Origin of the sequence: Fructilactobacillus sanfranciscensis, assembly GCF_029023685.1 — a bacterium.
GTDB lineage: Bacteria > Bacillota > Bacilli > Lactobacillales > Lactobacillaceae > Fructilactobacillus > Fructilactobacillus sanfranciscensis.
The window spans coordinates 426,854-439,276 of the sequence record NZ_CP118925.1 but is presented as its reverse complement, the minus strand read 5'-3'; the positions used below and the strand labels follow the sequence as shown (position 1 = coordinate 439,276).

The 12,423-nt window shown below is 35.6% G+C and carries 10 protein-coding genes; all 10 read right to left on the bottom strand.

From position 1 onward, the window contains the following. Positions 1 to 16: 16 nt before the first annotated feature. Positions 17 to 1,501 (bottom strand): lysine--tRNA ligase, encoded by a 1,485-nt coding sequence (lysS, locus tag PY770_RS02205; protein ID WP_056958027.1) that lies wholly within the window; start codon positions 1,499 to 1,501, stop codon positions 17 to 19. Positions 1,502 to 1,589: 88 nt separating this feature from the next. Continuing rightward, positions 1,590 to 2,618, bottom strand: coding sequence for a tRNA dihydrouridine synthase DusB (gene dusB, locus PY770_RS02200; protein ID WP_103450596.1), 1,029 nt, complete (start codon positions 2,616 to 2,618; stop codon positions 1,590 to 1,592). Beyond that, entirely contained in the window at positions 2,618 to 3,511 is an 894-nt protein-coding gene (gene hslO, locus PY770_RS02195; protein ID WP_103428628.1) for an Hsp33 family molecular chaperone HslO, read from the bottom strand. Before hslO ends, dusB begins: the two co-directional genes overlap by 1 nt. 62 nt (positions 3,512 to 3,573) lie before the next feature. After that, on the bottom strand, positions 3,574 to 5,622 hold the full coding sequence (gene ftsH, locus PY770_RS02190) for an ATP-dependent zinc metalloprotease FtsH (protein WP_275046046.1): 2,049 nt from the start codon (positions 5,620 to 5,622) through the stop codon (positions 3,574 to 3,576). A 67-nt stretch (positions 5,623 to 5,689) separates the two neighbouring features. Further along, positions 5,690 to 6,232 (bottom strand): hypoxanthine phosphoribosyltransferase, encoded by a 543-nt coding sequence (gene hpt / locus PY770_RS02185; RefSeq protein WP_103423180.1) that lies wholly within the window; start codon positions 6,230 to 6,232, stop codon positions 5,690 to 5,692. An 11-nt stretch (positions 6,233 to 6,243) separates the two neighbouring features. Further along, complete coding sequence (gene tilS, locus PY770_RS02180; RefSeq protein ID WP_275046045.1) at positions 6,244 to 7,599, bottom strand: tRNA lysidine(34) synthetase TilS; 1,356 nt, start codon at positions 7,597 to 7,599, stop codon at positions 6,244 to 6,246. A gap of 49 nt (positions 7,600 to 7,648) precedes the next feature. Further along, positions 7,649 to 8,092, bottom strand: a complete 444-nt coding sequence (locus PY770_RS02175) for a S1 domain-containing RNA-binding protein (protein WP_103423182.1) — start codon at positions 8,090 to 8,092, stop codon at positions 7,649 to 7,651. 78 nt (positions 8,093 to 8,170) lie between these two features. Beyond that, positions 8,171 to 8,530: an FtsB family cell division protein gene (locus tag PY770_RS02170; RefSeq protein ID WP_139555026.1), complete on the bottom strand. Its 360-nt coding sequence runs from the start codon at positions 8,528 to 8,530 to the stop codon at positions 8,171 to 8,173. Positions 8,531 to 8,598: 68 nt separating this feature from the next. Beyond that, a complete protein-coding gene (locus PY770_RS02165; protein WP_014081732.1) occupies positions 8,599 to 8,886 on the bottom strand; it encodes an RNA-binding S4 domain-containing protein in 288 nt (95 codons plus the stop codon). A gap of 9 nt (positions 8,887 to 8,895) precedes the next feature. Then, the gene (gene mfd, locus PY770_RS02160) at positions 8,896 to 12,420 is read right to left on the bottom strand and encodes a transcription-repair coupling factor (RefSeq protein WP_225362377.1); all 3,525 of its coding nucleotides are present in this window, start codon (positions 12,418 to 12,420) and stop codon (positions 8,896 to 8,898) included. Positions 12,421 to 12,423 lie beyond the last annotated feature (3 nt).

Sequence of the window (12,423 nt, the reverse complement as noted above, 5' to 3'; positions counted from 1 at the left end):
TCACTTACTTAATTTATTAATCTTGATCTTCTTCCGGACGCATGGTTGGGAATAAGAGAACATCTCGAATAGAAGGTGCATCAGTTAAGAGCATTACTAAACGATCAATTCCAATTCCTAAACCTCCAGTAGGTGGCATTCCATATTCCAAAGCTTTAATGAAATCTTCGTCAATACCTTGAGCTTCATCATTTCCAGCCTCACGTTCTGCAACTTGTGCTTCAAAACGTTGTCTTTGATCAATTGGATCATTTAATTCAGAAAAAGCATTAGCATATTCATTTCCAAGAATATAAAGTTCAAAACGATCAGTGAAACGAGGATCATCAGCATTTTTCTTAGCTAATGGAGAAATTTCAATTGGATGTCCATAAACAAATGTAGGATCAACAATGGTTGATTCAACGAATTCTTCAAAGAATTCATTAATGATGTGTCCAACCTTCCAGTATGATTCATATTTAACGTGATGTTCATCAGCTAATTTACGAGCTTCATCAATAGTCATTTCTGGCCAAAAATCAACACCAGTGACTTCTTTAATAGCATCGACCATATGAACTCGCTTAAATGGCTTATCTAAATCAATTTCATTACCTTGATAGGTAACTTTACCATCATCTGTAACAACCTTAGCGGCTGCACGGAAAATTCCTTCAGTTTCATCCATTACATCTTTGAAATCAAAATAAGCAGCATAACTTTCTAATTCAGTAAATTCTGGGTTATGCTCTTTATCCATTCCTTCATTTCTGAAAACACGGCCTATTTCGTATACTCGTCCCATTCCCCCAACGATTAAACGTTTAAGGTGAAGTTCGAGTGCAATCCGAAGATATAATTGAATATCTAAAGCGTTATGATGAGTAATAAATGGACGAGCTGAAGCTCCACCAGCAGAAGCATGTAATACAGGTGTCTCTACTTCAGTAAAGTCCATCTCGTTATCTAAGAAGTTTCTAATTGCACTGATAATTTTGGCACGATTTTGAAAACGGTCAAAACTCTCGCGGTTAGAAATTAAATCAAGATAACGTTGACGGTATTTTTGTTCTTTATTTTGTAAACCATGGAATTTATCAGGTAGTGGACGAAGTGCTTTTGATAAGAATGTCACGTCCGTAACTCTAACAGTTAATTGACCCATGTCAGTCTTAATTACTTCTCCAGTAAAACCTAAGAAGTCACCAATATCAGAACGTTTAAAGATATGGTATTTTTCTTCACCAACAACATCCTTACGAATATAGATTTGCATTCTTCCAGAACGATCAAGAATATCAGCAAATCCAACTTTACCACTACCACGCTTAGCAACCATCCGTCCTGCAATAGTCACAGTAACGTCTTTTTCTTCTAATTCTTCTTTTGAATATTTGTCATATTCTTCGGTTAAGTCTTTTGCTAAAGCGGTTGGTTTGAACTCATGACCAAAAGGATCAATACCCTCTTCACGTAATTCATCCATTTTTTCATGACGAACTCGCATTTGATCATTCATTTGTCTTTCTTGTTTTCTTTTTTGCTTAGGATCTTGAGCCACTATAATTCCTCCAAACTACTTAATAATTAGTTTAATTTTAACATAACTAAACTCTTTCATGCGCTCTCACAGCACGTTTTTTCTCACGATCTTTAGTTTGTGCTACAAAATCATCCATAATTTTAAACATTTCAGCTTCAGTATCTGCACTTGTGATTGCAACTTTGGCACGAGCTGAATGTGAATATCCCTTAAGATAATAAGCTGCCTGTCCCCTAAATTGATGAACACCAACATAATCACCTTTTAGTTCAACTAATCCATGCAAATGTTCTTTAGCAATTTGCATTTGGTCTTCAATATCTGGAGTTGGTAATACTTCTCCAGTTTCAAGGTAATGGTTAGTTTGCTTTAAAATCCAAGGATTTCCTTCAACAGCACGTCCCATCATAACAGCAGTAGCACCGACTTCATCAAGCATTTGTTTTGCCATTTGTGGAGATGTTACATCTCCGTTCCCAATAAAGGGAATTGTCAAAGCATCAGAAACTTCTTTCAAAATTTCCCAGTTAGCATTACCCATGTACATTTGTTCACGGGTTCTCCCGTGCATAGCAACTGCTGCAGCACCAGCCTTCTCAGCTGCTAGGGCATTCTTAACAGCGTACAAATGTTCGTCGTCCCATCCAGTTCTCATTTTAACTGTTACTGGCTTTTCAACTGCAGCTGTTACTGCAGAAACCATTTCATAAACTTTATCAGGATTTAATAACCAACGAGCTCCTGCTTCACATTTAATTACTTTGTTAACGGGACAACCCATGTTGATGTCAATCACATCTGCTTCAGTTTTCTGGTCAATAAATTTGGCTGCATTAACTAAAGTATCTTTATTTCCACCAAAGATTTGAATACTCATTGGGTGCTCAGTTACTTCAACGTTTACCATGTCTAAAGTTTTTTTGTTGTTATACATAATTCCACGGTCAGAAATCATTTCACAAACAACTAATCCGGCCCCGAATTTTTTACAAATCAAACGGAAAGCAGAATTAGTAACACCTGCCATGGGAGCAACTACTAATGGATTATCAATTTTAAGATTGCCTAGTTTCCACGATCTATCTTTACTCATTACTCTTTTTCCTTTTCATTCATCATTTTAATTAAATCATCTTCTGAAAAATTATACTTCTTTCCACAGAAATTACATACAATTTCAGCACCATGATCTTCGTCAATTAATTGTTGGAGATCTTTTTTACCAATTCCTGCAATATCTTTGGCAAACTTTTCCTTAGAACAATTACATTCAAATGATACAGGAAGATGTTGCACAATGTCCAAATTATCTTTACCAAATAAGGCATCTAAAATATGCTCTGGATTAGGATCTTCTGCTAGCATAGTTGGAATACTTGGAATTTCTTTTAATTTCTTTTCTAATTTTGTAATTGCATCATCGTCAGCACCTGGCATTGTTTGAATTAGGAAACCACCAGCAACTTGGATCTTATTTTCTCCATTGATATCAACGGAGACACCAACTACTGAAGGAATTTGTTCAGACATCGCTAAATAATAAGTAAAATCATCACCAATTTTACCGCTGGCTAAAGGAACACTGCTGGTATAAGGTTCTTTGCCACCTTGATTCTTCAAAACTTCTAAGAATCCATTAGTACCAACTCCTTGAGCAACGTCAACATTTCCTTCTTTCGTCAAAGGTAAGTTGATATGGGGATTTTGAATATAACCCTTAATGTGTCCGTTCGCATCAGCATCAATTACCATAAAACCAACTGGTCCTTGACCATTCAAACGCACCGTCATCGTTTCTTTACCTTTAAGAGCTGAATTAGATAGTAATAACGTTGCTACTAATGTTCTTCCCAATGCAGCAGCTGAAGTGCTCCATAAATCATGATTTTTTTGAGCGTAATCCACTACCCCAGTAGCGTTAATGGCATAAACTCGAAAGTTTTGATCTTTCGTAAGGGCTTTTACCAATACATCATTTTCTTTCATTTTAATTTCTCCTTAAATTCGAAAAGAACGCTAGCAATTCTGCTCACGTTCTTCTTCGTTATTTAATCTTTTGGATCTTTGTGTTCATCATCCTTGATTTTATTTTCAAGTTTTTCTTCTTGTTCACTATCTTTTGTTTCAGCAATTTTCTTTGCTTCATCAAAAGTCTCTTCTTCATTAGCAGGTTTTTCGTCTTGTTCTTCTGGCATTTTACCAGTATTGTATAAACTTAGAATTTGTTTTTCATCTAGAGTTTCATACTTGAGCAATGCGTCCGCAATTAATTTATGTTGAGCCCGATGTTCTTCAATAATTTCGCGAGCCTTTTTATGACCTTCGTCAGTAAAACGTTTGACTTGGGCATCAATTTTGGCTGCTGTATCTTGAGAATACTTAGGAGCAGCATATGGATCAGTATTTGGATCTTCCAAAGCAACTGTTCCAAGCTCATCGGTCATCCCATATTGGGTAACCATTGCCCGTGCAATTTGAGTCGCCTGTTGGAAATCATTAGATGCACCAGAAGATTCTGAATTAAAGACAATTTCTTCAGCACTTCGACCACCCATCATCCCAGCAATTTGTTCAAGGGCATCTTTCTTAGATAGTAATTGTTGATCTTCTTTAGGAAGCACAATTGCATATCCGCCAGCACGTCCACGAGGAACAATAGTAACCTTGTGAACTACTCGAGCATCATTCAAAACTAATCCCACAATTGTGTGACCAGCTTCATGGTTAGCAACAACTTCACGTTCATGCTTACTAATCACACGATTACGTTTAGCAGGACCTGCAATTACTCGATCTTCTGCTTCATCCATATCAGCGGCCGTAATAAATTTACCATCACGACGAGCAGCTAATAGAGCAGCTTCATTAAGTAAATTAGCTAAGTCAGCACCCACAAAGCCAGGTGTTTGCTTGGCAATTTCTTTCAAGTCAACATCAGGACCCATTGGTTTGTCTTTAGAATGAACTTTAAGAATTGCTTCACGACCACGAACATCTGGTTGACCAACCAAAATTTTCCGGTCAAAACGACCAGGACGAGTTAAAGCGGGATCAAGAACATCAGCACGGTTTGTCGCAGCAATCACGATTACTCCAGCATTACCAGAGAAACCATCCATTTCAACTAACAATTGGTTAAGGGTTTGTTCACGTTCATCGTGTCCACCACCCATACCAGAACCACGTTTCCGACCAACAGCATCAATTTCATCAATGAAAATGATAGCAGGAGCATTTTTCTTAGCTTGAGCAAATAAGTCACGAACACGACTTGCTCCAACTCCAACAAACATTTCAACGAAATCTGAACCTGATAGTGAGAAGAATGGAACTCCGGCTTCACCAGCAACTGCTTTTGCAAGTAAAGTTTTACCAGTACCAGGAGGTCCCTCTAAAAGTACACCTTTAGGAATTTCAGCTCCTAATTTAGTGAATTTCTTTGGATCCTTCAAAAATTCAACGACTTCAACTAATTCTTGTTTTTCTTCATCTTCACCCGCAACATCATTGAAACGAACTTTACTTTTAACTGGTTTTGCTTGGCTTTTCCCAACTTTCATAACTCCGCCAGGACCACCTGCACCACCAGCTTGTTTCATCATCATGTAAAACAAGTAAATAAAGATAATTAATGGAAGAATTGAAACAAGTAAGTTTAACCAAAATCCATTTGATTGGGTTTGTTTAGCGGTTGTCTTAACATTATGATTCTTTGCCAAAGCATTAATTTCTTTAATCGAAGAATCAGTTTTTACGACATTCGTTGTAAACTTACTAGTTTTAGTAGTTTCCTTTGGTGCTTTGACAATCCCTTTTGAACTAACGTTAAAAGACATGCCATTATCTTGTTTTACATTTTGTGGAGTTCGGTATTCTCCAGTTACTTTATATACACCGTCACTTGATTCAATCGCAAAACTTTTGATTTTATTATCTTTTAAATCATTAGTAAATTGACTTGATTGAATCTTTTGACTTTGAGCGGAACTGCCACCAGTTCCGCCACCAGTTGCAAAAAGAATAACTCCCATTGCTAACACAAAGACGATGATATAAAACAGACTACTTTTAAAAAGTCCATTTTTATTATTTTTCATTTGTGTCCTCCATAATTTTATTGCTTAACAAACAAATATTATCACTTTTAATGAATTGAAACGATTATTAAGCCTTGTAAACTTCCGGTTTTAAAACTCCAACATATGGAAGATTGCGATATTTACCTTGATAGTCCAACCCGTACCCAACTAAAAATTCATTAGGAACATCAAAACCAACGTAATCAGCTTGAACAGTATCTACTTTACGAGCCTCTGGCTTATCCATCAGAGTACAAACCTTAACAGATTTTGCACCACGATTTTTAAGTAATTTTTTAAGATAATCTAAAGTACGACCAGTATCAATAATATCGTCAATAAAAAGAACATCGCGATCCTTAACGTCAGAATCAAGGTCTTTTACTAATTCAACTTCACCGGTAGAGACAGTTCCGCCTTTATAACTAGAAACATCAATAAAATCAAGATCCATATAAATGTTCATTCGTTTAATGACATCTGCCATAAAAGGAACTGCACCTTTCAAAACACAAACAACTAATGGGGTCTTACCTTGATAATCTTTAGTGAGTTGCTTTCCTAATTCAACACAAGTATCTTGAATTTTTGCTTCACTATAAAGTACCTTTTGGATATCGTCGTTCATTAATAATCTCCTTATTTAACTAATAATACGTATAAATTTGTTTGCACTGATTTATTCGTGCTACTTTCCTGGATTCCTAAGATTGAAAGAACCTCATTATGACAATCAACTAGAGAAAACATTAATTTACGTTCTTCATTATTAACTTTATGATCAATCAAAATTCGCCGTAATTGTTTATGTCCTCCACCCTTCAATTTAACTCGATCATGTATTTCACTTGGTCGAATCTGAAGGGGAAATTGAGAGTCATTTAACCAAAAATAACTTTGGCGTAGGTAGTTTCCACTAGGAACTTTTTCAGAATTGAAAATAGCCACTGACTTGCCACTAGGCAAATCATACCAATGATTTAATACTACCATAAAACCAGTTTTTTCACGAAAAGTTTTGTTTTCACTTTTAATTTTCTTGATTTTTACTTTTTGATAAACCTTTTGCAATTCAAAACCATTGCCTAATTGGATTTTACCTTGTGGTTTTCTTTGATTTTGTAAAAGTTGAACAACTTCAAATAGTTGAGTTTTGGTTAAACTCACTGGCATTAATCGCTGCATCATTTGCTGTAAAGCGGGCTCAATCATATTAGAAATATCATCATAATTAACTTCAATACTATTTGAAGTTTGTTTAAATGAATCAAGATTATTAAGATAGGAATCCAATAATTTTGCAACTAAACCATTTTGCTTTTGTAAATCATCTGCAAAGGTTGCCAAATGATCAACCGCATTTTTATTTTCTTCAACTAAATTAGGAAGCACATGATGACGAATCCGATTCCTTTGAACTTCATCATCGTGGTTGGTTTCGTCTTCAAACCAATGGATTTGATTCGTAATCGCATACGATTCAATTTCTGAACGACGAACTTTTAATAATGGTCTAATTAATTTTCCACCAGCAAACTTACGAACTGGTTTAATTCCAGCAACTTCTTTCAAATTTCCAGACCGAACTAATTTCATTAAAACGGTTTCTGCTTGATCGTTTTGTTGATGAGCGGTCACTAAAACTTTAGAACCTGTCTTTTGCATAACCTCTTTAAAAAATTGATAGCGAAATTTACGGGCTTGAGCTTCCATCCCGCTCGATATTTTACCATGTTCCCAACGTTTAAGCACCAACTGTAGCTGGTGTTCATTGCAGTAATCTCTTAAATATTGTTCTTCATCTTCACTTTGTTTCCTTAATTGATGATTAACGTGAGCAACAGTTATTTGGGGATGGTATTGCTTTAACTGTTGAATTAAATGCAAAAGTACCATCGAATCAACTCCGGTCGAGACTGCAATTACGATGGGTTCATTTGATTTCCACCAATTTGATTGGGCGACTTTAAGATTGAATTGACTTTGTAACTTCACTAAAACTCCCCCTAACAAAAAACTGAGCACCTAAATGCTCAGTTCATTATTAACTGCGACGACCTCCACGACCTCCGCGTTTACCTTCAGTATTCTTTTTAATATCTGACAAGCGACTTTCTGATTGTTTCAAAAAATTAGAAAGTAAATCATCAAATTTTTCTGGTTTATTTTCATGTTTAGGTTGTGAGGAACGTGGGCGGTGTGAATTGCTTTGTGATTTATGCATATGATGCGGTTTAGCATCTGCTTGCGGTTTATCACTGGCTGCTCTAATTGATAAGCCAATTTTACCATCATCACCAATTTTCATCACTTTAACTTTAACATCATCACCAACGTTTAAAACGTCATGAATATCTTTGATGAAGCCATCTGAAACTTCACTAATATGTACTAATCCGTTTTTATGGTCACCAAGATCAATAAATGCACCAAATCCTGTTATCCCAGAAACTTTTCCAGTAACAATTTCACCAACTTTGAGCGTCAAAAGCTGTTCCTCCTAAATAATATTGGTTCTAATTATAACATAACTAAAAATGGAAGTTCGTAAGAACTCCCATTTTTCTTATTTACTACTACTCAAATGATAATTTGTTTCACCTTTTTGCGAATATCCGTACTTGGTATGTGCTAAATCTTTTACATAATCTTCATTTTTAAGTAATTTATTTTTTTGCTTTAACTCAGCTGCTTTAGTTTTTTGTTTTTTTAGATTGATTTTTTCAGAATGGATTTGTCCATTAACTTTATTAAGATTAGCCTTTGCTCCATAAAGTTGAAAACCTAAGCAAAAAGTTACAACTGCAATAGCTCCAGAAATCATCAAAGCTCGCTTTTTTCGACGAGTTGACATTAACTGTTTTGATTGTTTGGGTTTTCCAATATTAGCGTGTAATTGAGCTACATTGCTTTGCCGTTTACCCAACTTTATTCCTCCAACCTAATCAGCCTTAATTTTGTTCTTTCAATCATGATACATCAACAATTTGTATTTTACAATAACTCTTCTGATTCTTTATCATAATCGCGGATATATTTTTCATTTAAAACCGTGTACATTTGATCTGAGTCAGATTTTTTAGTAGTTTGTAAAATTTGTTCAACTCGTACTGTAAGTTCTTTGTTCCCAAACTTAATGAGAATTTCATCACCAACTCCAACCTTAGTAGCTGACTTGGCTTCTCTTCCATTCACAAAAACTCGACCTTGGTCACTAATTTTTTTGGCAACCGGACGTCGTTTGATAATTCGGGAAATCTTTAAAAATTTATCAATTCTCATTTAATTATCCTATTCTTTCTCGTCTTGCATCTCATGTTCATTTCTAATTTTTTCTAATTCTTGGACAAACTGTTTTAAGTTAGTTAGCCAATCAATGACTTCCATCGTTGGTTGCACAATTAGGCGAATCTGGTAACGTCCATCAATCATCTTAATGGTTGAACGAAATTCAGTACTGGCAATTGCTTGTAAAATTTCTTTACTAGAATAGAGTTTTGTTCCTAATGTACTGAAAGTTACTACAATTGTTTGCTTATCTTTTCTGATTTTATCAACTAAATCAAAGTCTGCTAACATTTTAATTAAATCAACATCTAGTAAATTAGCAACCGCTGCTGGATATTCTCCAAAACGATCAATTAAATCACTTTGTAATTCAGTAAATTGTTCAGTACTATCCATTTGGCGAATTCGTTTGTAAAGTTCAATTTTTTGTTGCTGATCTTCAATATAATCAGAAGGAAGATAAGCTTCAATTCCCAATTCAACCGCAGAATTAGTTTTATCAATTTTACGTTTCTTCCCTTGTTTTTGTGCCACAGCATCAGAAAGCATCTTAGTGTACATGTCATAACCAACTGAATCAATAAATCCATGTTGCTGACTTCCCAATACGTTTCCTGCTCCCCGAATTGAAAGATCTCGCATGGCAATTTTAAAACCTGATCCAAGCTCAGTAAAGTCCTTAATAGCTTCTAACCGACTTTCACCTGCTTCCGTCAAAACTTTATTAGGTTGGTACATAAAGTATGCTTGCCCAACTCGATTACTTCGTCCGATTCTACCACGAATTTGATACAACTGCGAAAGCCCCATTCGATCAGCATTTTCGACAAAAAGCGTATTAACGTTTGGTATATCAATTCCGGTTTCAATGATGGTAGTTGTAACTAAAACATCGTAATCACCATTAACAAAATCATAGAGCACGCGTTCCATTTGAGTTTCTGTTTGTTGTCCATGAATGTAGGCAATGCGTGCATCTGGAAGTAGCTTTTCTAATTTTCCAACTACTTGTTCAATATCTTTAACCCGATTGTGTAAATAAAAGACTTGTCCGCCCCGTTGCATTTCTCGACGAATTCCATCCACAATCGTGGCGTCATTTTGTTCAATTACATAGGTTTGAATTGGATATCGATTAGCAGGAGCTGTTTCGATTACCGAAAGGTCACGAACCCCCATCATCGACATATTTAAAGTTCTCGGAATTGGAGTAGCTGTCAAAGTTAACACGTCCACATTAGACCGTAATTCCTTGATTTTTTCTTTAGCTTTTACCCCAAAACGTTGCTCTTCATCAACAATTAATAACCCTAAATCTTTAAACACAACGTCTTTTGAAAGCAATCGATGAGTTCCCACCACAATATCTAACTTTCCATCTTTTAAATCAGCCAAATCTTGTTTGGTTTGTTTGGCACTATTAAACCTTGATAGAACTCCTACACTAACGGGAAAATTAGCAAATCTTTTCACTAACGTCTCATAGTGTTGTTGAGCAAGTACCGTCGTTGGTACTAAAAATGCCACCTGTTTGCCAGCTTCCACTGCTTTGAAGGCAGCTCGCATTGCAACTTCAGTCTTACCATAGCCAACATCACCAACTAGTAGGCGATCCATAGGATGTGGCTGTTCCATATCATGTTTGATTTCATCCGCACTTCGAACTTGATCGGGAGTTGGTGTGTAAGGAAAGTCATTATCAAATTCTACTTGATAATCATCATCTGATGGAAAAGCGAAACCTTTTTCGTGTTCTCGTTTCGCATAAAGCTCGACCAATTCATCGGCCATATCATCAACTTTTTTCGAAACCTTACTTTTAGTCTTCGCCCATTCGTTACCACCTAATTTATTCATACGTGGTTGTTTTCCTTCAGAAGCCACATACTTTTGAATCAAGTTTAATTGCGTAACAGGAATGAAAATGTGGGCATCATTTTTGAAAGTAATCGTTAGGTAATCTTGATGTTTTCCATCAACTTCCATGGTTTTCATGCCATCGTAACGACCAATCCCATGATTAACGTGAACCACAAAATCTCCAGGTTTTAAGTCCGTATAACTTTTAATTCGTTCGGCATTCGTAAAGGTCTGATGACGAATTCGACGAGGTTGTTTCCGTTCAGAAACCCGTTTGAATAATTCATTTTCAGTAATTACCACTAAATTAGCGGCTGGTAGTTCAAACCCCAAATCAAAATTACCTTCAACAACTTGCACTCGATGTGGTTGAATATCATTGACATTTGTTTGTATGGTTTCCATATCAAAATCAGCCAAAGTCTGCGTGACCTTCTGCATTCTTTCTTGATTTGGAACCATTATGATTACTGTGGCTTTTTCTTGTTGATAACGATCCATTTCCGTCTTCAACATTGGCATTTGCCCAAAGAAACGTTGCACAGGACGAACTTTGATATCTACAATATCATCTAATTTCATTCGTCCTAATCCTTTTTGGAATAAGGACAATAACATTTTAGGATGTTGATTTTCTTCAATAATCGTTTTAAAATTCAAACTAAATTTTTGTTTTTCAAAAATTTGGTCATTTTGCATAACTGAATTTTTCCAATTATTTTCATCAGTTTCAAGTTGCTTATTAGCATCCCTTACTCGTGCATAGTCGTCAAAAGCCACAACCCCTTGAGGATCTAAATAATCTAAAATTGATGTTGCTTTACGGAAAATAAATTCTGCATACTGCATCCACAATGAATCAGTAACTTTAGTCCCTAAGTCTTTAATTACTAAATTAATGTTTTTAATTAAATCTTCATTATCAGTTTTTTGGATTTGCTTCGTTAATTCTTTAATTCCATGTTGTCGATCTGCCTCTGATGGCAAAAAGTCAGTGGCTGGTAAAACGGTTAACTCTTGAATATTTTCTATACTTCGTTGTGTGGCTGCATCAAAATAACGCATCGAATCAACTTCGGTATCAAAAAAATCAAGTCGAACAGGATATTCGGAATTTAAAGGATAAATATCAATAATTGATCCCCGAACTGCAAATTCACCAGGAATTGAAACTAAATTATTTCTGATGTACCCCATACTGGCTAGCTGTTTTTGTAAATCAGCAAAGTTAAATTCACTACCAATTTTTGCTTGTAAAGCACTAGCCTTAAAAGTAGCTGGTTCTGGTAAATATCGTTTTAACCCAGATGTTGAAACAATCACTACAACTGGTTTACCACTTTGTAAAGCACTCATCGCCTTTACTCTTGAAGAACGATATTGGGGTGAACTGGTCGCAATTTCAGCTGCAATTAATTCTTCAGCAGGAAATTCATAAACCTGTTGATCTGGCAAAACTTCTTCAAACTCTTTGACAGCCTGATCAGCATAATCCATCGTATCAGTTACAAAAATCATCGGCTTTTTGGTGTCTTTTAAAACCTCACTTAAAATTAATTTTTGTGCAGTTCCACTAGTTCCCGTTACTAACTGCTTAGTATCAGGTTCTAAATTATCTAAAATAGTTTGATATTGAGGAACTTCTTTTAAAAACTCATTTAATTGCATCAA

Excerpts from the sequence above, each read along its gene's own strand:
- lysS (WP_056958027.1), bottom strand. The coding sequence starts at position 1,501 with ATGAATGATCAAATGCGAGTTCGTCATGAAAAAATGGATGAATTACGT.
- dusB (WP_103450596.1), bottom strand. The coding sequence starts at position 2,618 with ATGAGTAAAGATAGATCGTGGAAACTAGGCAATCTTAAAATTGATAAT.
- hslO (WP_103428628.1), bottom strand. The coding sequence starts at position 3,511 with ATGAAAGAAAATGATGTATTGGTAAAAGCCCTTACGAAAGATCAAAAC.
- ftsH (WP_275046046.1), bottom strand. The coding sequence starts at position 5,622 with ATGAAAAATAATAAAAATGGACTTTTTAAAAGTAGTCTGTTTTATATC.
- hpt (WP_103423180.1), bottom strand. The coding sequence starts at position 6,232 with ATGAACGACGATATCCAAAAGGTACTTTATAGTGAAGCAAAAATTCAA.
- PY770_RS02165 (WP_014081732.1), bottom strand. The coding sequence starts at position 8,886 with ATGAGAATTGATAAATTTTTAAAGATTTCCCGAATTATCAAACGACGT.
- mfd (WP_225362377.1), bottom strand. The coding sequence starts at position 12,420 with ATGCAATTAAATGAGTTTTTAAAAGAAGTTCCTCAATATCAAACTATT.